The sequence below is a fragment of the Blautia faecis genome (assembly GCF_027662325.1).
Lineage (GTDB): Bacteria > Bacillota > Clostridia > Lachnospirales > Lachnospiraceae > Blautia_A > Blautia_A faecis.
The window spans coordinates 46,679-68,258 of sequence record NZ_JAQDKY010000006.1 but is presented as its reverse complement, the minus strand read 5'-3'; the positions used below and the strand labels follow the sequence as shown (position 1 = coordinate 68,258).

The window sequence follows — 21,580 nt, the reverse complement described above, 5'->3', positions numbered from 1 at the left end:
AGGTAGCAATGTGATTGAGAAAATGAAATTTGTCAGCATTACCGGGCCAAGAGAGGATATCGACCGAGTTGTAAATAATTACCTCAGCCGGTATGAGATTCATCTGGAGAATGCTCTTACTGAGCTCACAGATGTGAAGAATCTTTCCCCTTATCTTGAAATCAATCCTTATAAAGAAGCTTTAAGCACAGTCGGAAGCTTCTATGAAGAGGTTGAGAACCCGGAGCAGGCTTCTGCGAAGAAGCTGCCAATCGAAAAAGCTCTCTCTTTCGTACAGCAGATCAAAGATGAAGCGGATGTCCTTAACAAGACCCGTCAGGAACTGGAAGAGAAACGTGATTCTCTGGCAGAATCACTTCGTATCATCTATCCTTTCCGAAATGTAGACTTTGATGTGCAGTCAATCCTGAAAATGCGTTATATTCATTATCGCTTTGGACGGATCGAGAAAGATTATTTCGATAAATTTAAAACATACATTTATGATAATCTGGATACGATTTTCATTAAATGTGATGAAGATGACCGTTATATCTGGGGAATTTATTTTGTTCCCGTTCATGAAGCACAGCGAATTCATGCCGTATATTCTGCTATGCACTTTGAAAAAATCTTTGTACCGGATCAGTATGATGGAACTGCCAAAGCTGCATACACAGCACTTGAAGCGCAGTACAAGAAAACAATTGCAGATCTTGATGCAAACAAAGCGGCAAGAAAAGCTTTCTTCAGAAAAAATGCATCCGACATTGTTTCCTGCAAACATACACTTTCCCAGTTTTCACGGAACTTTGATATCCGTAAACTGGCAGCATGCACACATGGGGACAATAAGGGAGAGGCAGCAGCCGATTATAAGCCGAAGGAACCATTTTATATCCTTTGTGGCTGGATGACAGAGAAGGATGCCAAAGCTTTCCAGAATGATATTTCCGGAGATTCCCGTATTTTCTGTCTGATTGATGAGAATGAGCAGGAGGATGCCCATAAGACACCGCCTACCAAGCTGAAGAACCCCAAGCTTTTCAAGCCATTCGAAATGTACACCAAAATGTATGGCCTTCCGGCTTATGGAGAGATGGATCCAACCTGGTTTATCGCCATCACTTATTCCTTTATTTTCGGCGCAATGTTCGGAGATGCAGGACAGGGTCTGGTTTTATTGATCGGCGGATATCTTCTTTACAGATTCAAGCATATTGATCTTGCCGGAATCATCAGCTGTGCAGGTATCTTTTCCACATTCTTTGGCTTCATGTTCGGCAGCGTCTTCGGATTTGAAGATATTATAGAGCCTGTATGGTTAAGGCCTATGGATGCCATGATGAATGTGCCTTTTATCGGAAAACTGAATACCGTATTTATTATCGCTATTGGCTTTGGTATGGGAATCATTCTTCTGTGCATGATTTTTAATATTATGAATTCCCTGAAAGCAAAGGATACAGAGAAAGTATGGTTTGATACCAACTCTGTTGCAGGCCTTGTATTCTATGGATCCGCAGTGATTGTAATTGCATTGTTCATGACAGGCCATAAGCTTCCTGGCGGTATTGTTCTTTGCATTATGTTTATCCTTCCGCTGCTTGTAATGTTCTTAAAAGAGCCTCTTACAAACCTTGTGGAAAAGAAGCCGGCAGCTTTTGAAGGCGGTGTGGGAATGTTTATTGTTCAGGGATTTTTCGAGATGTTCGAAGTCCTTTTGAGCTATTTCTCCAACACACTTTCTTTCGTGCGTATCGGAGCTTATGCAGTCAGCCATGCAGCTATGATGCAGGTTGTACTGATGCTGGCCGGTGCTGAGAACGGAAGCCCGAACTGGGTAGTGATTGTTCTCGGAAATATTTTCGTATGCGGTCTTGAGGGTCTGATCGTTGGTATCCAGGTACTGAGACTTGAGTATTACGAGATGTTTAGCCGTTTCTACAAAGGAAGCGGAAGAAAATTCGAGCCGTTCCGTTCTGACGCGGAGGCAAAGTAAACTGCCGCTGGTAGTGAAATATTTATCAAATGTCTCTGTGAAATGCAGTGACATTACAAATGTTAAAACACGAGGAGGTCAATTATCATGACAGTTATGACACAGATTATTTTAGCAGTAGCGCTTGTATTAAGCATTATCGTTCCATTTGGTTACTATTTCATCGGCGAGAAGAGCCGTGGACGTTACAAAACAACAATCGCAACAAACGCATTTTTCTTCTTTGGTACCATGTTAGTAGCAGCAATGGTTATGTTTGCAGGAAGCTCTTCTGTACAGGCTGCAACAGGCGCTGATGCAGGTATTGCAACAGGTCTTGGATATATTGCAGCAGCTCTTGTTACAGGTCTTTCCTGTATTGGTGGTGGTATTGCCGTAGCCAGTGCGGCAAGTGCAGCTCTTGGTGCAATCAGCGAGGATCAGAGCATTCTTGGTAAATCCCTTATCTTCGTAGGTCTTGCCGAAGGTGTTGCTCTTTACGGTCTGATCATTTCCTTCATGATCATCGGTAAATTATAATTATGAAAATGTTTTTGATCAGTGACAACATCGATACCTGCACAGGGATGAGACTGGCAGGTGTGGAAGGCGTGGTAGTCCATGAGCGTGACGAACTGAAGGACGCTCTGGAAAAAGCAATCGCCAACAAGGAAATCGGGATTCTCCTCCTGACCGAGAAATTCGGCAGGGAGTTTCCCCAGATCGTGGACGATGTAAAGCTGAACCATAAAACGCCTTTGATCATCGAAATCCCTGACAGGCATGGTACAGGCCGCAAACCTGATTTTATTACCGGATATGTTAACGAAGCCATTGGCTTAAAGTTATAGGCAGGAGAAGACCAAGCATGACAATTGAAGAAAAACTGCAGCATTTCTATGACACTTCCGTTGCGGAAGCCCAGACAGAGGCTGAGAATACACTGGAAGCACATAAGAAGAGTCTGGAAGAAATGCTTGAAAAGCATAAAGAATCAAGAAAAATGGATGCCGAGGCACAGATCAAGGCAGAGACAGAAAATGCTACCCGAGAGGTAAACAAGGCACTTTCTGCTGAGCAGCTGACTTTAAGACGTGACTGGACAGCCAAACAGAATGAGCTTAGAAATGAGCTTTTTGTAGAGGTTAAGAATCATCTGGAGGACTTTATGGAGAGCCCTGAATATCAGGATTATCTTTGTACAAGAATCCAGAAGGCAAGAGAATTTGCGGGAAATGATGAAATCTTCATCTATCTTTCCCCGGAAGATACAGCATTACAGCGTTCTATCGTTGCAAAGACAGGATTTACAGTTGAGATTTCCAAGGAGCCGTTTATGGGCGGTATCAAAGCTACCATCCCGGCGAAAAATATCCTGATCGACAACTCTTTCCTGAGTGCTTATGAGAAGCTGAAAAAAGAATTCAAATTTGACGGAGGGCTGAGCCATGAATAAAACAGGTATTATCTACGGCGTTAACGGTCCTGTTATTTATCTGAAAGGCGACCCGGGATTTAAGATTTCCGAGATGGTTTATGTTGGACCTGAGAAGCTGGTCGGTGAGGTCATTGGTCTGAAAAAGGGCATGACCACCGTACAGGTTTTCGAGGAGACAACAGGACTGAAGCCAGGCGATACAGTAATGGGAACAGGCGATGCTATTTCCGTTCTTCTGGGACCTGGAATCATTCATAACATTTTCGACGGTATCCAGCGTCCTCTGGAGGAGATCGCAAAATCCTCCGGAAAATATATTTCCCGTGGTGTAAGTGTTGATTCCCTTGATACTGCTAAGAAATGGGATGTTCATGTAACTGTTAAAGTTGGAGATATGGTAAGCGCAGGTACTATCATTGCCGAGACTCAGGAAACAGCTTCCATTCTTCATAAATCCATGGTTCCGCCAACAATTGGAGAGGCTGAGGTTATCAAGGCGGTTCCGGACGGAGCATATACCATCCTTGACCCGATTGTAACGGTTCGTCTTTCTGATGGCAGTGAGCGCGATATCGCACTTGCGCAGAAATGGCCGATCCGTGTGCCAAGACCTACCTACAAGCGTTTCCCTGCAAGCGTGCCGCTTGTAACCGGACAGCGTATCCTGGATACCCTTTTCCCAATTGCAAAGGGTGGTACAGCAGCGATTCCTGGCGGTTTCGGTACTGGAAAAACCATGACACAGCACCAGATCGCAAAATGGTCTGACGCTGATATCATTATCTATATTGGATGTGGTGAGCGTGGAAACGAGATGACACAGGTTCTGGAGGATTTCAGTAAACTGATCGACCCGAAATCCGGAAACCTGATGATGGACCGTACCACTCTGATCGCCAATACATCAAACATGCCTGTTGCAGCCCGTGAGGCTTCTATTTATACAGGTGTTACACTGGCTGAGTATTATCGTGACATGGGTTATGACGTTGCCATCATGGCAGACTCCACTTCCCGTTGGGCTGAGGCTCTTCGTGAGTTATCCGGACGTCTGGAGGAAATGCCTGCAGAGGAAGGCTTCCCGGCTTATCTGGCTTCCAAGCTTTCCGCTTTCTATGAGAGAGCGGGTATGATGCAGAACTTAAATGGAACAGAGGGTTCTGTTTCCATCATCGGTGCAGTTTCCCCACAGGGTGGTGACTTCTCCGAGCCTGTTACACAGAATACAAAGCGTTTCGTCCGCTGTTTCTGGGGACTGGATAAATCTCTGGCTTATGCCCGTCATTTCCCGGCTATCCACTGGCTTACAAGTTATAGTGAGTACCTGGAGGATTTAACCCCATGGTACAGAGATAATGTTTCTGCTAAATTTGTAAGCGACCGTAATCAGCTGATGGCGATTCTGAACCAGGAGAGTTCCCTGATGGAAATCGTTAAGCTGATCGGTAGTGATGTTCTTCCGGATGACCAGAAGCTGACTCTGGAGATCGCAAGGGTTATCCGTCTTGGATTCCTTCAGCAGAATGCGTTCCATGCAGAGGATACCTGTGTACCGATGAGCAAGCAGTTCAATATGATGGAGATCATCCTTTATCTGTACGAGAAGTGCCGTTCCCTTGTTAATCAGGGAATGCCGGTTTCCGTACTGAAGGAGGACAATATTTTTGAGCGTGTTATTGCTATCAAATATGATGTTCCGAATAACAAACCTGAGATGTTTGACCAGTATAAGGCTGACATCGACAGATTCTATGATAACGTATTAGAGAGAAACGGCTGATAGGGAGGTAAGTTTTTTATGGCAATCGAATATTTAGGCCTTAGTGAAATAAACGGCCCTCTTGTAGTTCTGGAAGGCGTTAAAAACGCTTCCTACGAGGAAATCGTCTCCTTCCGTATGGATGACGGTACCGAAAAGCTTGGCCGTATTATTGAAATATACGAAGATAAAGCAGTAATTCAGGTTTTCGAGGGTACAGATAATATGTCCCTTGGAAACACTCATACACGTCTTAGCGGTCATCCTATGGAAATCGGGCTCTCCCCGGAAATCCTGGGACGTACCTTTAACGGTATTGGACAGCCAATCGATGGGCTGGGCGAGATCACACCGGAGGTAAGCCTGAACATCAATGGTCTGCCGCTGAACCCGGTTACCCGTGAGTATCCGCGTAACTACATCAATACCGGTATTTCTGCAATTGATGGTCTGACCACCCTGATTCGTGGACAGAAGCTTCCGATTTTCTCCGGAAACGGTCTTCCACATGATAAGCTGGCGGCACAGATCGTGCGTCAGGCATCTCTGGGTGCTGATTCCGATGAAAATTTCGCCATTGTGTTTGCTGCAATGGGTGTTAAGTATGATGTTGCAGAGTTTTTCCGCAGAACATTTGAGGAGAGCGGTGCTTCCGATCATGTTGTTATGTTCCTGAACCTGGCAAATGATCCGACTGTTGAGCGTCTTCTGACTCCGAAGATTGCCCTGACTGCAGCAGAGTATCTTGCTTTTGAAAAAGGTATGCATATTCTGGTTATCCTTACAGATATTACTTCTTTCTGTGAGGCAATGCGTGAGGTTTCTTCCTCCAAGGGAGAGATTCCTTCCCGTAAAGGTTATCCTGGATATCTTTACAGTGAGCTTGCTACTTTATATGAGCGTGCAGGTATTGTTTCCGGTGGTACAGGTTCTGTTACACAGATCCCGATTCTGACCATGCCTAATGATGATATTACCCATCCGATCCCTGACCTTACCGGTTATATTACTGAGGGTCAGATTGTTCTGGACAGACAGCTTCATGGACAGGGTATTTACCCGCCAATCAATGTTCTGCCGTCTCTTTCCCGTCTGATGAAGGATGGTATTGGTGAGGGCTTCACAAGAGCAGACCATCAGGATGTTGCCAACCAGCTGTTTTCCTGTTATGCAAAGGTTGGAGATGCGAGAGCCCTTGCTTCTGTTATCGGTGAGGACGAGCTTTCTCCTCTGGATAAGAAGTATCTGCAGTTTGGTAAGGCGTTTGAGGCTGAGTTTGTCGGTCAGACAGATACAGAGAACAGAAGTATTATCGATACTCTGAATAAGGGCTGGGAGCTTCTTGGTATGCTTCCGAAGGATGAGCTTGACCGTATTGATACTAAGATTCTGGATCAGTATTATCACGAGACTACCAAATAAAGAGTGAGGTGACTTGAATGGATCCGAATACCTTTCCTACCAAGGGTAATTTAATTCTGGCTAAGAATTCACTTGCTCTTTCCCGTCAGGGTTACGAACTGATGGATAAGAAGCGTAATATTCTGATTCGTGAGATGATGAATCTGGTTGATCAGGCGAAGGATATCCAGGGACAGATTGACGAGACGTTCCGGACTGCGTATGAGGCTTTGCAGAAAGCGAATATGGAGATGGGTATCGCGTTTGTGGATCAGATTTCCCATACGGTGCCGGTGGAGAATTCTATCCGTATTAAGACACGTAGTGTTATGGGTACGGAGATTCCGCTGGTGGAGTATGATAAGTCGGGGAATGTTCCCACATATGCTTATTATAGTACAAAGATGTCTCTGGATGAGGCGAAGGCGGCTTTTGAGAGGGTGAAGGAGCTTTCCATTAAGCTGTCTATGATTGAGAATTCGGCGATTCGGCTGGCTAGTAATATTAAGAAGACTCAGAAGAGGGCGAATGCGCTGAAGAATATTACGATTCCGAAGTTCGAGGCTCTGACCAAGGATATTTCCAATGCTTTGGAGGAGAAGGAGAGAGAGGAATTTACCAGACTTAAGGTTATTAAGAGAATGAAGCAGGGTGCGTGATGGCGCCCTGTTTTTTTCTGTCATTAAGGTACGTGAGAGGAAGGTGGTGTCGGCTAGGAGCGATGCCAAAATGGGCGTTTGACTGCGTCGCCTATTGTCCCTAAGAATTGCAAACTCGCCCTTGCAGGGCTCAGACAGTGCAATTCTTAGGGACGCTATACTCGTCAAACGCCCATTTTGGCAAAGCCCCCAGCCGACACCACCTTCCTCTCACTGTGTACTGGCGAAGGGGAAAACAGGACGGCGGCTGCAGGTGGGAGTAGTTGAAGGAGGGGAGGAAGTGACGCAGCGCCTGGGAAGAGAGGCGGATGGTAATTACGTTTGCTTAGCGTTGTGTACTGGTAGGAAACGTTGACTGATTCCTTTTGGGGAGATTTTCGTGTTTACTATATTCTATTCTTTTGTATATTTTTAGTCAGCTTTCTTCTTGAGTTCTGTCAAAAATCATTTCTGTTATGTGTATTCTTTGAGTGGAGTATATTTCGACTGAATTTGGTTGTTGCGGCATATTCTTTTGGTGGAGTTCACAGTTTCTTATCAGGTTGACCATGGAATGAACACAGTTTTCCCATTAATTGCACACATTTGGTCTGTATATTATTAGCCATAAGGAACACAAAACAAAATGATCCGGATGGAGAGAATGAGGACTTCGGAAGGGTTGAATGAATACAGAAAGGAAATGAATGGGTATGAAACGTAGATATTTAGCAGTTTTAATGGGAATTATGGTAGCAACAACTTCTGTTCCGGCTATGGTTTATGCGGAGGATAGTAAGACGGAGACGGCTGCGGATGCGGCGAATGATGAAAGTGGTGAGGCAGATGCTTCGGGTGAGAGTAGTGACGAGAGTCAGGAGAATATGGTACTTGGTGAGGTTAAGTCGGTTTCTGATTCGGAGATTACCATTGCAGTTGGGACTATGAAAGAGATGGGTCAGCCTGGTGGAGATGGACAGAATGGCGGAGCACCGGATGGAAATGGCCAGGGCGGTGAGGCGCCTTCTATGTTGGATCTGACTGGCGAGGAGCAGACGATTACAATTACTGCGGATACAGTGATCACAAAGCAGGCAAGCGGTATGCAGCCTGGCGGAGATGGACAGAATGGCGGTGCGTCAGAGAAGCCGGAAGGTGATGGACAGAATTCTGATTCTTCTGATGGAGCAAGTGACAGTCAGGACGCAGCTGACGATAACCAGGAAAGTGAGAATACAGATAGCCAGGACGGAGAAGAGCCGGAAAAACCAGACGGTAACGGACAGTCCGCAGAGGCTGAGGAGATTTCACTTTCTGACATTCAAGAGGGCGATATCGTTTCTATCACTTTAGATGAGGATGGAAATGCTGCTTCCATTACTGTAATGTCCATGGAAATGGGCGGTCAGGGCCAGCCTGGCGGTGATGGACAAGGCGCTTCAGGACAGGGAGGTCCTGATGGCCAGTCTCAGGGTGTGGACAGTTATACTGCGGTAAATGAGTATATAGAAGATACAACTGTATCAAATGAGCCAATTGAGTCAACAGGAACTGACGAGAATGCAGCATTGATTTCTTCCGGAGCAAACGTAACACTTGATAATGATACCATTACAAGAACTTCTGCAGACAGCCAGGGCGGAGACAATTCCAGCTTCTATGGTGTAGGAGCTGCTGTTCTGGCAACAGATGGTACTGCTTATGTGAAAGATGGCAGCGTGACTACAGATGCAGCAGGTGGAGCAGGGCTTTTTGCATATGGTGATGGAACTGTATATGCTTCTGGTACAATTGTGAAAACGACTCAGGATACCTCTGGTGGTGTTCATGTAGCTGGTGGTGGTACTCTTTACGGATGGGACTTGGATGTAGAAACGAACGGTGAGTCTTCTGCTGCAATCCGAAGTGACAGAGGCGGCGGAACAATGGTGATCGATGGTGGAAATTATGTTTCCAACGGCGTTGGTTCCCCGGCTATTTACAGCACAGCTGATATTGCGGTAAGCAATGCAACTCTGACAGCAAATGGTTCTGAGGCTATTTGTATTGAAGGTCTGAATTCTATTCATCTTTATGATTGTGACTTGACAGGAAACATGAGTGATCTGGATCAGAATGATAATACCTGGACTGTAATCCTTTACCAGAGCATGTCTGGTGATTCTGAGGTTGGTAACAGTACCTTCCAGATGGATGGCGGCAGCCTGACTTCTGAGAACGGCGGTGTGTTTTATACAACCAATACAGAGAGTACGATTACTTTAAATAACGTGGATATTAACTATAACGATGACAATGAATTTTTCCTGCAGTGCACAGGTAACACCAACCAGAGAGGCTGGGGACAGTCTGGGGTTAACGGAGCTGACTGTCACTTTACAGGAATCAGTCAGGATATGCAGGGAGATGTGATCTGGGATTCTATCAGTGATCTTGACTTTTATCTCACAGAAGGCAGCAGCCTGACAGGTGCAGTTGTAGATGATGAGAGCTATGCAGGCGAAGGCGGAGAGGGATACTGCAACGTTTATGTAAGCGCAGATTCCACCTGGACTGTAACTGGCGACAGTACTGTCTCATCTCTGGAAAATGAGGGAACAATTGTAGATAGTAATGGAAAAACTGTAACAATTCAGGGTACAGACGGAACTGTGTATGTACAGGGCGACAGCGAGTACACCATTACAACTGGTTCCTACAGCGACACAGCAGATATGTCCGGAGCAACGGTAATCCAGGATCAGAGTGTTTATACAGTTGAGAAACCGGATCAGCTTTAAAATTGGATAAAGAAACTCTCTAATTTGAAGATTATGGGCTTGATGAGTTATAAGAAAAAACACTGGGATACACTTTATTGTGGCTCAGTGTTTTTTCGTTAAAAGAAGAGTGAACCTGAATTATAAAAATCTCGGTCAGAAAAGAAGTATCAAGACAGTTCTTTTCTAAAGACCGGGATTTTTTATGTTAAATTTATAATCAAATTCGAATTCTCCGACGTAAGCAACTTCCGAAAATTCTCCTAAAAAGAAGGAGGGCCGGACCTTTTGGCCCGGCAAGTATGAAAAAGAAAAAGTATATTTATAATCTATGTAAAAAAGCTTTCGCTTTATTTGTTTATTAATATACGCGGAATTTGTGATGAATCTGTGAGAACAAATTGAAAAATATATGAGGAAAATCTAAAGAACTTATAAATTGGAACGCACCTGAAGTGACCGGCATAGGAATATACAGTATGAAAAAGCTGTGCATTCAAACTTAATTTCATGGTAATAAAATCTATCTACGATATATTGAAAATTTTATTCAGCTAAGAAAATTAGTCGTTGTAAAAGTTGTAATACTCATTTATAATGGAAAGAAGATTCAAGGTTATTGTTTACCGGAGATTTTCCAGTGTGAACAGTAACGATTCCAATGAGAATTTATAGGGAAAAACAGGAGGAAAACCTTGAAGAAAGAATTAGTTATTGTAATTGATTTTGGTGGTCAGTACAATCAGCTGGTTGCAAGACGTGTCAGAGAATGTAATGTATATTGTGAAATCTATTCTTACAAGACCGATCTTGAGAAGATCAAAGCCATGAATCCAAAGGGAATCATTCTTACCGGTGGACCGAACAGTTGTTACGAAGCTGATTCACCGACTTACCAGAAAGAATTATTCGAACTTGGTATTCCGGTGCTTGGGCTTTGCTACGGTGCACAGCTTATGATGCATGTTCTCGGCGGTAAAGTTGAGAAAGCAGATGTAAGTGAATACGGCAAAACAGAGTTGCTGGTTGACAAAAAAGATTCTAGAATTTTTGAAGGAGTATCAGAGAAAACAATTGTCTGGATGAGCCATACAGACTATATCTCCCAAGCAGCACCAGGATTTGAGATTTCTGCACATACAGCAGACTGTCCAGTGGCTACAGCCGAGAATGCGGAGAAGAAACTGTATGCGATCCAGTTTCATCCGGAAGTTCTCCATACAGTAGAAGGAAAGAAGATGTTATCCAATTTCGTACTTGGTGTATGCGAATGTGCCGGAGACTGGAAGATGGATGCATTTGTTGAGCATACAATTAAAGAAATCCGTGAGAAAGTGGGCGACGGCAAAGTCCTTTTGGCACTGTCTGGCGGTGTTGATTCTTCTGTAGCAGCAGGACTTCTTTCCAGAGCTATTGGCAAGCAGCTGACATGTGTGTTTGTAGATCATGGCCTTCTTCGTAAAGCCGAGGGAGATGAGGTTGAGGGTGTATTTGGTCCTAATGGACAGTTTGACCTGAATTTTATCCGTGTGAATGCACAGCAGAGATATTATGATAAACTTGCGGGAGTTACTGAGCCGGAAGCGAAGCGTAAGATCATTGGTGAGGAATTTATCCGTATCTTTGAAGAAGAGGCTAAGAAGATCGGTGCTGTTGATTTTCTTGCACAGGGAACCATCTATCCAGATGTGGTAGAGAGTGGTCTTGGCGGAGAGTCCGCAGTGATCAAGTCTCATCACAATGTAGGCGGACTTCCTGATTTCGTAGACTTCAAGGAGATTATTGAGCCGCTTCGTGACCTCTTCAAAGATGAAGTCCGCAAAGCAGGACTGGAGCTTGGAATTCCAGAGAAGCTGGTATTCCGTCAGCCATTTCCGGGACCGGGACTTGGAATCCGTATTATCGGCGAAGTTACTGAAGAGAAAGTTCGCATTGTGCAGGATGCTGATTTCATTTACCGTGAAGAAATTGATAAGGCAGCAGAAGCTTATAAAATTGAGAACGGCAAAGAACCATCCTGGATACCGAACCAGTACTTTGCAGCTCTTACCAATATGCGAAGCGTAGGCGTTATGGGCGATTTCAGAACATACGATTATGCAGTGGCACTGCGAGCAGTGAAGACGATTGACTTTATGACAGCAGAGTCCGCAGAGATTCCGTATGAAGTACTGAACAGGGTTATGAATCGTGTTATTAATGAAGTTAAGGGAGTTAACCGCGTATTCTACGATCTGACCAGTAAGCCACCGGGAACGATTGAGTTTGAGTAAAGGGTTAAATCCCTACAAAGCCTGTATTTATGGGCTTTGTAGGGATTTTTTAGATGGTATTGGGTACGATTTGGGTACAAAATATTTATTTACGTTTAGATACAGTAGTTTTATTGCCTAATTTTGAAATCGCATTTGCACATATTTCTGTTAAAGGCTCTCCGATTGCTGCTTTATAGTTAAAACCTAATAATTGCATTGTTTTTAGTGTGTCAACACTAATTAATTCTTTGATTTGTTCATAACTTTCAACTTGAGATTTGACCTTCGCAATTTCATCTTCTCCCTTTGGAAGGGCATTTGCGATTTGTATAGATTTAATAATTTCAAGTATATTTGAAACGGTATTATGTAAGTGTTGAATATCTTCGTCACTAATAACAACTTTTTCAAGTTCTGACTTGTAAGACTGTGCAATACGTATTGCTTCGTCACGTTCCAAAAGTAGTTCGCTCACAATTTCGTCATAAGTATTACGAACTTTATCAGTATTCTTTTCATCTCTGATAGCTTTGATTTTTGTTGAGACTGCGGTGGCAGTGCCCTTTACTGCTAATTCTGCAAGAGATGCTCCTAAAGCGACTAATTCAGTAGTGTATATAGTATCCATATGTGTATCCTCCTTTTAATCATGTTTGTGCGCATTATATAAAAACATAAATTCATCTGCAAATTTTTTAACAAAATCTTTATCCAGTGCAGTAGCTAATGTTTCATTGTTACTCATTGCATTTCTACTCCAATTGTATGAGCCATGCATAACATATTCAAGATCAATAATACAGAATTTATCATGCATCCTGTTCCGGGAGTTTTCACCCCATTGAGGAATTTTTACTACTTCAAAATTATCACATAAGTTTTTTAGTAATCGACTGTTAGAAGGTTCATCGGAAGTAAGAATTCGTATTTGAATACCATTGTTCCTTTTTTGGAGTAATTCATTGTAAATATCATCGTCAGTAATCCAAGCAACTGTACACCAAATCAAATATTTTGCATTGCGGATTCCTTGTATAATGGTGTCTTTAATCTCTGAAAAAAATGCATCATGTTCCTTATAATTATCGATATCTAAATCAATAGGTTTAGGTTTTATATTTAATTGATTAAAATCATAATCATGTGTTTCGATATATACCATAGATGCAATATCTTGTAAGTTTTTTTGCAAATTCCTTGCTTCTTTTAAAAGGGGAATAGGAACTCTAAGATCGATATTCTCCCAGCATTGCCAAGATCTTGTGGCAAAGGAACTTGTTTTATCAAAGTATATAACGGAATTACGCAGAATAGTTAGCATCTCTTCCTTTTTTTCGTAATCATCATATTTAATGGTTTCAATCATCGTTTTTAAAAATTGGTCTTCGGTCATTGTCATAATCCTTTCTTTATGAATATTAAGGGTGAGTCAAGCATACATATTTTACTCATTATGATTCAATCCCATCTTATCCATAACCTCATCATGTGTCTTCTGAATCCTAAGTCGTTCCTGCCATGCCTCCGATTCCGGATAAATATCCATCCAAAGATTGAAGTCAGCTTCCGCTTTCAACAGAGCTTCGCCACGTTTTTTCACATCTTTGATTTCATTACATTTCTCGACTTCATCCATATATTTTTCATAGCGTTCTAACCATGATTGCATCAGCGATAATGTTCCAAAGCTGATGCCTACCATATCATTTCCATCTTTATCCTGATATTCAAATAATGAGCCGTCATACTGGCGGAATATCTGAAAAAGTCGGTGTATAGCTTTTATACCATCAAAGTCTGAATTTGCAAGTACTTCAGGGTTGACCGCAAGTGCCTCTGCTATTTTTTCAAGGGAAGATGGTTTAGGATTTCTTCTGCCACTTTCGTATGCACGAATATAGGCTTCGCTTGCACCAACCATTTCTCCTAATTGTCTTTGAGTTAGGTGACGTTCCTGACGGATGCGCCTTATATTTTCACCAACTGTCATTGTGATTTCCTCCTGATTTAAAACTATGAATGTTTCAATATCATATATAGAATAACACACCAGATAAAAAAATAAAAGAAAAAAGATATTGACACGAAACAAATGTTGCGATAACATAAAAACGAAACAAAATGATACTATACAGAACCAAGGAAAGGAAAAGCGATATGAACGAAAAAATTTACTACAGTGCAGAAGACATTGCAAAGATGCTCGGTGTGAGTATGGGAAAATCCTACAAGATTTTGCGAGAAATGAACAAGGAACTGGCTGGAAAAGGTTTCCTTACAATCGCAGGCAAAATTCCGGTGGAGTATTTTCGTGAGAAATGGTACGGCGGAGCCAAGGAGGTGAGCGCATGAGCTGCAGTGCAAAGCGAGATCCAAACGGTACATGGCATATCCAGTATCGGTGGACAGACTGGACGGGAACCAAGAAGAAATCCCAGAAGCGAGGGTTTAAGACGAAGAAGGAAGCAGAGGAATGGTATGCACATTTCATATTGCAGCAAACTTCTGATCCGACCATGACCTTGAATGATTTCTGGGAGATATATAAGGCAGATATGGAGAAACGACTGCGGAAAACTACTATGAAGCAGAAAGAATATGTGATGAAAGATAAGGTGCTTCCGTATTTTGGAAATATGCCTATCAATGCAATCACAGCTCCTATGATACGAAAGTGGCAGGGAGAAATGATTGATAAAGGATTTAAGCCGACTTATCTGAAAACGATAAATAATCAGCTTAGTTCTATTCTAAATTATGCGGTGCGATTCTATGAGTTACGCTCCAATCCATGCCACAAGGCAGGCAGTATGGGAAAAAGCAAAGCGGATGAACGCCCGTACTGGACGTTGGAAGAATTTCAGAAATTTTCAGATGCAATTATGGATAAAAGAGATTCTTGGATGGCATTTCAGATATTGTTTTGGACAGGTATGCGTATTGGAGAATTACTTGCTTTGCAGGTGAAAGATGTAAATTTCGAGGATGGAACTATCCGGGTGGATGAATCGCTTACAAGGCTTGATGGAGAAGATTTGATTACAGCTCCAAAGACAGAAAGCTCGGTGCGAGTGATAACTATTCATAAGGAATTGAAGGACGAGATTCGGGAATATATCAGCACATTGTATCGATCAAAACCGGGAACCAGATTGTTTGCAGGAAGAACAAAGAGTTTCTTTGAGCATGAGATGGAACGCGGAATTAAGTTGTCTGGAGTTAAGAAAATCACAGTACATTGTACCAGACACAGTCATGCAAGCATGCTGGTGCAGATGGGGTTCAGTCCGATTGAGATTGCTAAGAGGCTGGGACATGGAAAGGTGACGACAACGATTGAAACCTATTGCCACCAGTCAAGGGATGCACAGGAGAAAATTGCAGACCGTCTTGGAAAAGTGGATCGAGGTGAGGAAGATGGCGTGTAAACGGGAGGATAGATTTCGGCATAATACAATCGCATTCTGGCTGAGTGATGAAGAAAAAGCAGAAGTTGAGGCAAAAATTATATTATCGGGAGTGCCGAAAGGTGAATATTATCGAAAGGCAGTGTTAGAGCAGGAAATTAAGGTAGTGTCAGGCAATTATATGTCATTTCGATTATCAAAAGTGTTAGAGCAGATATGTGAGGAATTGCACAATGGAAATTCAGAGAATGAGCAGCTTTTGCTGGCTTTGCTAAAAAAATTGATTGTATTACAGAAAAATGCCCCTGCTGGTAACAGGGACATGAAAGAATAAAAAGGATAAAGCCTTTCTATCCACAACAAATTTATTATAGCAAAGGCTTTCTCCGCATGAAAGGAGAAATTTGTGATTTGAACATATTTTCAGAAGTAAAAGAGCAGCTAACCACAAGACAGGTGGCGGAAAGTTATGGACTTCGTATCCGCAAAAATGGTGTTGCCTGCTGTCCATTCCATGATGACAGACATCCAAGCATGAAGGTGGATAAAAATTATCATTGCTTTGCTTGTGGTGTGGGTGGAGATGTGATTGATTACACAGCAAGAATGTATGGATTATCCCAATACGATGCCGCAAAGAAATTGATTGAGGATTTTGGATTACATGTTCAGACAGAAGCTATGAGCAGAGAAGAAAGGCAAAGGCTTCGCAGGGAAAAAGAGGAGCGCATGCGCATTATTCAGATTAAGAAAAGATTTTACAGATGGTGTGAGGAAACAATAGAACTGTTAAAAGATGCGTTGGTACAGATTGAAGATAGTGGACAGGTTCTTTATGGCAAGCCACCGGATGTAATATTTTCTGAGGATTATGCAATGATGCTTCATGCAGAACCAATCATCAATTATTGGCTGGATATTCTCTGCATGGGAAGTGAGCAAGAGAAAAAAGAACTATTTATGCAGGGCAGAAAAGAGGTGGAGCAGGTTGCAGGAAATGTCAGAAAATGGAGCAGATGTATCATGGGACGATGTCGGGAAAGTGCTTGAGGATGAAAGGAGTAGCGTTGAGGATATTCAGACTGACCTTGTAAGAAATAATAAAGGGAATATCTGCCAGAGCATTGATAATTGTATGACCGTTTTTCAGCGTGATCTTTTGTTAAAAGGTGCCATCAGAAAAAATGAACTTTCCGGAAAAATAGATATTGTTGGTGATCTTGGATGGGAAAGAACATCTTCCAGTCTGACGGATACCGATGTGTACCAGCTTCATTGGTATCTGGAAAAGCAGTACGGGTTAAAAAATGAGAGGAACATCAACAAAGCTATGAATATCGCAGCCAGCGAGAACCGGTATCATCCGATTCGGGAGTATCTGGAGCAACTTGTATGGGATGGAAAGCATCGAATTGGAAGATTGCTTCCCAAATATCTGGGAGCCGAGGAGGATGCCTATACCAGAGAAATTATGCAGCTTCTTATGCTGGCTGCGATACATAGAGTATATGAACCGGGATGCAAATATGAAATTATGGTGTGTCTGGTGGGTGGACAGGGGGCAGGAAAATCTACATTTTTTCGGTTCCTTGCAATCAAGGATGAATGGTTTTCGGATGATCTGAAACGCATGGATGATGATAATGTGTACCGGAAAATGCAGGGGCATTGGATTATCGAAATGTCAGAGATGATGGCTACTGTGAATGCCAAAAGCATTGAGGATATTAAGTCATTTATCAGCAGACAGAAAGAAACTTATAAAATCCCTTATGAAACGCATCCAGAGGACAGACCGAGACAATGCGTGTTTGTCGGTACTTCTAACAGCATGGATTTTTTACCATTAGACAGGACTGGCAACCGTAGATTTGCACCGATACTGGTACACCCGGACAGAGTGGAGAAGCATATTCTTGAGGACGAGAAAGAGGCAAGGAATTATATCATTCAGGCATGGGCGGAGGCAATGGAGCTGTATCGAAGCGGTCAGCATGAATTGAAATTATCCAAAGATACGGAAAATTATCTGCGCCAGATGCAGAAAGAGTTTATGCCGGAGGATGCGAAAGTCGGAATTATCCAGTTGTGGTTGGATGAATTGTCACAGGATTATGTATGCAGCACCATGATATATAAAGAAGCATTTGACCATGAATACGATACGCCGAAGGACTGGGAATTAAAGGAAATCAATAATGTCATGAACAACAGTATTTCCGGTTGGGAGAAAATATCATCCCACCGATTTGCGGAATATGGCATACAAAGAGGATGGCGCAGGATAGCAGATAAAGAAGAATTTCATAAATTGCCGGAACATGCAGAAATGCCATTTGATAAAAAATAAGTTTTTTGATCCCCGTTTACAAATTCTGTTTACCGCCTGTGTATGCGCGATAGTAAACACTATGGTTTACGGAAAATCCAGTAAATACGCAAGGTATAGCAGTTGTAAACAATGTAAACGGGAAAAATAGCAAAAGAGTATTGTAATAACAAATGTAAACAACAGGAGGAAAAATAGATGCAGAAATTCAATTATCAGAAAAGCAACAAAGCAGCAGGAAAAATTTATATAGGTCTGGATCATGGTTATGGAAATATCAAGACGGCGCACCGGGTATTGCAGACTGGGATAGAGTGTTATGACGAGGAGCCGATTGTCAGTACTAATTATGTAAAGTATAGGGATAAATATTACGTGATTGGTGAGAGCCATCTGGTATATCAGGGTAATAAAACGGAATCGGATGATTTCTATATTCTGACACTTGTAGGACTGGCAGAGGAAATGAAGTACAGAGGATTGTATGAGGCAGATGTGGTGCTTGCAGTGGGATTACCGCTTGCATGGGTAAAGACGCAGGCTGCGAAATGGAGAAACTATCTCATGCGTGAAAAGGAGCTGGATTTCTCATTTCGCAAGGAACGATACAAAGTCCATTTATGCGGCTTGGAAACTTTTCCGCAGGGACTTGCAGCAGTTCATAATCAAGGCTCTATGCCGGGCATGAATATGTTGGTTGATATAGGAAATGGTACTATGAGTATTTTGGAAATTCATGATGGCAGACCTATGGAAAACAGTATAAGCACAGAAGTGTTCGAAGTACATCAGTGTATGGAAAAGATACAAAAAGAAGTATCAAAGCACAGTGGTGTGGAGGTGCCGGAGATGCTCATTGAACCGCTTTTGAGGAATGGAATCGGGGACAGGACAGATGCAGTAGCTATGACGACCAAGCGGATTGCGGAAAACTATACAGCGGAAATTATGAAGAAACTCACAGCGCATGGATATCGGGAAGAATTGGTACACCTTTATATCATTGGTGGTGGAGGCTGTCTTTTACAAAATTTCTCTGACTTGACAGCCAAACCGGAAGTAACCGTAATTACAGATATATGTGCTAATGCGAAAGGGTATGAGGCACTTGCCATGATGAAACAACGAATGAGAGGATAATTCAGATGCGAAAAGAGTATCGTTCAAGCAATGTTCGATTCTGCATGGATGATGAAAACCAGCGTAGAACATGGGAATATTTGCAGAGCATTACAAGAAAAGAAGGCTCTTACGGGAAAATACTTTCAGACGCATTTGTTCAGATATTGGATGGAAACCATGCAATAGAACAGGGAGCTTTTCAACAAAGTAATTCAGAGTGTGTAACGGAGCAGATGCTTTCCATGTATTTATCAACGCTAAAGAGAGAGCTGCTGGAGGAAATGGAAAGTATATATGGAAATGCCATACCTTCTGCGTCATAGACCGGAGATCATAGAGATGAGATGGAACAAGAAACAGCAGGAGTGCCGGAGTCGGATATGTCAGATGCGATGATAACGATGGCATTTGCAATGGGTGACTGGGTACCGGAATAGGCATATTCGGTACCGTCAGCCAAAGCGAACGAAGGAAGGGATTATCTGACGGAGTGAGCAATCTGCCATGTATTCTATGGCAGACATGCCAGCTACAGGGCTGGCATGAGCCTCGCAGAGCCCTCGGAGAGCGACTTATGTTTTGATGCCTGCGTCAAAACTAATAAGGAGTTACTTTTGACAAAAGTAACTAAATGCTGTGCGCAAGGTGAAAGCAAGCGGCGCTTAGCGACATTTGCTTTCACTGGCACAGCAGCGATAAATGCGGAGCATTTAGAGCATTACTAGAAGAAAGAAGGTAAAAAGACTGAGAGCAAAAACAATTTCATTTCCAAAGGGAAAGGGACATCTGACACATAATAACCGAGAGTTTATCAGTAATAATGTGGTACCCGAAAGGACAGCTTGGAACCGAATTTATATACAGGAATCATTGGAACAGGCATATGAGAAATGCTTTGGGCAGGCACTTATGGAGTATAATGCAGGACAAAAGCGTAAGGATCGTAGAAAGGGAAATTATCTGAAAGAAATAGAGAATTCCGGTAATAAGGAAAAGACATTCTACGAGAATATCGTTCAGATAGGCAAAAAGGATGACACTCCTGTGGTGGGTGCAGATGGAAAGTTTACTGAGGAGGCAAAGGCAGCTATTGAAATATTGGAGCAGTATGCAAAAACGTTTCAAGAGCGTAATCCCAATTTGTATCTGTTTAATTGTGTTATGCACTTGGATGAAGCAACGCCGCACTTGCACATTGATTATATTCCGGTTGCGAATGGCTATAAAACAGGCATGAAAACACGCAATAGTCTGACTAAGGCATTGCAGCAAATGGGATTTGCAAAGGCGGTCAGCAAAAAGGAAAATGAAACAGTTGCATGGCAACAGAGGGAGCGAGCCTATTTGACGGAACTTTGTCAGGAAAAAGGGATTGATGTCGAGGTATTGGGCATACAGAGGGATAACCTTACCCTGCCGGAGTATAAAGCTGCGATGCGGAAAGTGGAAGCACTGGAACAACAGGCAGAGGAAATGGAGATACATAACAGGGAACTTGCTACACAAGCCGGGGAGTTGGCGAATCAGATAGATGAACTGGAGGCAAGGGATAAAAGCAATCATGAATTACTTGCGAAGCATGATTTGAGAGCAACTACCCTAAAGAACATTTCAAAAGAAGTAGATGCAGAAACCAAGAAGATAAAAAGTGCTGCAATTCCGGTCAATAATTTGTTTGGCGGTGAGGAATATGTCAAGGTAAAGAAAAGTGATTGGAATAAGATTATGGATGCTTTCAGCCGGGCAGTATCAAGGAATCATTTGTTGGAAAAATATGAAAAGAGAATATCTGCTTTGGAGAAGAAAATAGCAACCCTTACTGACCAGATTGAGAAATTAAAACAGTTTGTGGCATCAAGGGGACTTGGAGAGGCGTTTGTAGAGTTTGTAAAATCGCTGGCACCAAAATCCTTCAAGCAAAAACTGGAAGAGAAAAAAGCGGATGCAGCGGAGCAGAATCGACAGAGAAAGACAACACAACGGGAAATGACGGATAAGAAGAAAAAACTGCAGCAGGAAATGTAAATTTGAAGAAAGTGAGGAATGAACAATGAATTTAACTTACGAGAAATGTAGAGATTATTTGATACCGAACATAATTCCAGATCCGGAGCCGGAAGGAGAATTGAGAAAGTTCGGATTAATGCGGAAACATTATCTGAAAGAATATAAGAGTGGCATTTATCAGGGAATGGTTCTAAGTGGAAAGCTAAAGGAACATCTGCTCATGGTGCAGGAATAGGCAGAATTACAGTTTGATGTGCTGGTGGAGCAGATGGCAGAACGTGAGGGAGTGACAGAGTAGTTGAAAGAAGAAAATCAGTTGCTTTGGGTGCGGAAAATGAATAATATCCGGGCGAGGGCAGAAGAGATTGTGAGAGAGGAAATAATATATTGCAATGGCTAAGATAAGAGAAAAACAGGCAGAAAGAAATAAAGCTTTGAAAGGGCAAACGGTTTGAACATAATGTAAACGCAGGTGCGGAAAATAGTTATATAATGAATTGCAGAA

The 21,580-nt window shown here is 42.5% G+C and carries 20 protein-coding genes and 1 pseudogene; 18 read left to right on the top strand and 3 right to left on the bottom strand.

The features are described 5' to 3' along the window. Positions 1-10 precede the first annotated feature (10 nt). The 9 genes from PGQ38_RS04895 (at position 11) to guaA (ending at position 12,228) form a co-directional block, all read left to right on the top strand. Positions 11-1,981, top strand: coding sequence for a V-type ATP synthase subunit I (locus tag PGQ38_RS04895; protein ID WP_148462110.1), 1,971 nt, complete (start codon positions 11-13; stop codon positions 1,979-1,981). 87 nt (positions 1,982-2,068) lie between these two features. Beyond that, positions 2,069-2,500: an ATP synthase subunit C gene (locus tag PGQ38_RS04890; protein WP_118579356.1), complete on the top strand. Its 432-nt coding sequence runs from the start codon at positions 2,069-2,071 to the stop codon at positions 2,498-2,500. Between the two features lie 2 nt (positions 2,501-2,502). Continuing rightward, positions 2,503-2,811 carry a V-type ATP synthase subunit F gene (locus tag PGQ38_RS04885; RefSeq protein ID WP_117851005.1) on the top strand — a complete coding sequence of 103 codons (309 nt, stop codon included), beginning with the start codon at positions 2,503-2,505 and terminating at the stop codon, positions 2,809-2,811. A gap of 17 nt (positions 2,812-2,828) precedes the next feature. Next, entirely contained in the window at positions 2,829-3,416 is a 588-nt protein-coding gene (locus PGQ38_RS04880) for a V-type ATP synthase subunit E (RefSeq protein WP_226854244.1), read from the top strand. Continuing rightward, positions 3,409-5,178, top strand: a complete 1,770-nt coding sequence (locus PGQ38_RS04875) for a V-type ATP synthase subunit A (protein ID WP_118579362.1) — start codon at positions 3,409-3,411, stop codon at positions 5,176-5,178. The genes PGQ38_RS04880 and PGQ38_RS04875 overlap by 8 nt, the downstream gene beginning before the upstream one ends. An 18-nt stretch (positions 5,179-5,196) precedes the next feature. Continuing rightward, on the top strand, positions 5,197-6,579 hold the full coding sequence (locus PGQ38_RS04870) for a V-type ATP synthase subunit B (protein ID WP_118579365.1): 1,383 nt from the start codon (positions 5,197-5,199) through the stop codon (positions 6,577-6,579). Between the two features lie 17 nt (positions 6,580-6,596). Then, a complete protein-coding gene (locus tag PGQ38_RS04865) occupies positions 6,597-7,217 on the top strand; it encodes a V-type ATP synthase subunit D (RefSeq protein WP_118579368.1) in 621 nt (206 codons plus the stop codon). 692 nt (positions 7,218-7,909) lie between these two features. Further along, entirely contained in the window at positions 7,910-9,976 is a 2,067-nt protein-coding gene (locus PGQ38_RS04860; RefSeq protein WP_270430934.1) for an autotransporter outer membrane beta-barrel domain-containing protein, read from the top strand. Between the two features lie 674 nt (positions 9,977-10,650). Beyond that, entirely contained in the window at positions 10,651-12,228 is a 1,578-nt protein-coding gene (gene guaA, locus PGQ38_RS04855; protein WP_270430933.1) for a glutamine-hydrolyzing GMP synthase, read from the top strand. Positions 12,229-12,313: 85 nt separating this feature from the next. Here the strand turns inward: guaA and PGQ38_RS04850 are convergent, their stop codons facing one another. The 3 genes from PGQ38_RS04850 to PGQ38_RS04840 are packed head-to-tail and all read right to left on the bottom strand — an operon-like array spanning position 12,314 to position 14,200. Further along, positions 12,314-12,838, bottom strand: a complete 525-nt coding sequence (locus PGQ38_RS04850; protein ID WP_118625206.1) for a hypothetical protein — start codon at positions 12,836-12,838, stop codon at positions 12,314-12,316. A gap of 15 nt (positions 12,839-12,853) precedes the next feature. Continuing rightward, positions 12,854-13,603, bottom strand: a complete 750-nt coding sequence (locus tag PGQ38_RS04845) for a phospholipase D-like domain-containing protein (RefSeq protein ID WP_270430931.1) — start codon at positions 13,601-13,603, stop codon at positions 12,854-12,856. Positions 13,604-13,654: 51 nt separating this feature from the next. Next, positions 13,655-14,200 carry a helix-turn-helix domain-containing protein gene (locus PGQ38_RS04840; RefSeq protein WP_270430929.1) on the bottom strand — a complete coding sequence of 182 codons (546 nt, stop codon included), beginning with the start codon at positions 14,198-14,200 and terminating at the stop codon, positions 13,655-13,657. A 167-nt stretch (positions 14,201-14,367) separates the two neighbouring features. Here PGQ38_RS04840 and PGQ38_RS04835 point away from each other — a divergent pair, with 167 nt between their 5' ends. The 9 genes and pseudogenes from PGQ38_RS04835 to PGQ38_RS04795 all read left to right on the top strand — a co-directional run bounded on the left by PGQ38_RS04835 (position 14,368) and on the right by PGQ38_RS04795 (position 21,475). Continuing rightward, complete coding sequence (locus PGQ38_RS04835) at positions 14,368-14,562, top strand: hypothetical protein (RefSeq protein WP_055193847.1); 195 nt, start codon at positions 14,368-14,370, stop codon at positions 14,560-14,562. After that, positions 14,559-15,638, top strand: a complete 1,080-nt coding sequence (locus PGQ38_RS04830) for a site-specific integrase (RefSeq protein WP_270430927.1) — start codon at positions 14,559-14,561, stop codon at positions 15,636-15,638. Before PGQ38_RS04835 ends, PGQ38_RS04830 begins: the two co-directional genes overlap by 4 nt. Beyond that, positions 15,628-15,951 (top strand): plasmid mobilization protein, encoded by a 324-nt coding sequence (locus tag PGQ38_RS04825; RefSeq protein WP_270430925.1) that lies wholly within the window; start codon positions 15,628-15,630, stop codon positions 15,949-15,951. Before PGQ38_RS04830 ends, PGQ38_RS04825 begins: the two co-directional genes overlap by 11 nt. Positions 15,952-16,028: 77 nt before the next feature. Further along, positions 16,029-16,667, top strand: a complete 639-nt coding sequence (locus PGQ38_RS04820) for a CHC2 zinc finger domain-containing protein (protein ID WP_270430923.1) — start codon at positions 16,029-16,031, stop codon at positions 16,665-16,667. Beyond that, entirely contained in the window at positions 16,615-17,967 is a 1,353-nt protein-coding gene (locus PGQ38_RS04815) for a virulence-associated E family protein (protein WP_270430922.1), read from the top strand. The genes PGQ38_RS04820 and PGQ38_RS04815 overlap by 53 nt, the downstream gene beginning before the upstream one ends. Positions 17,968-18,144: 177 nt before the next feature. Continuing rightward, positions 18,145-19,086, top strand: a complete 942-nt coding sequence (locus tag PGQ38_RS04810; RefSeq protein ID WP_270430920.1) for a ParM/StbA family protein — start codon at positions 18,145-18,147, stop codon at positions 19,084-19,086. 5 nt (positions 19,087-19,091) lie between these two features. After that, the gene (locus tag PGQ38_RS04805; protein WP_270430918.1) at positions 19,092-19,391 is read left to right on the top strand and encodes a hypothetical protein; all 300 of its coding nucleotides are present in this window, start codon (positions 19,092-19,094) and stop codon (positions 19,389-19,391) included. Positions 19,392-19,890: 499 nt separating this feature from the next. Then, the gene (locus tag PGQ38_RS04800) at positions 19,891-21,093 is read left to right on the top strand and encodes a plasmid recombination protein (RefSeq protein WP_270430917.1); all 1,203 of its coding nucleotides are present in this window, start codon (positions 19,891-19,893) and stop codon (positions 21,091-21,093) included. 25 nt (positions 21,094-21,118) lie between these two features. Next, positions 21,119-21,475: pseudogene (locus PGQ38_RS04795) on the top strand (TnpV protein). Positions 21,476-21,580 lie beyond the last annotated feature (105 nt).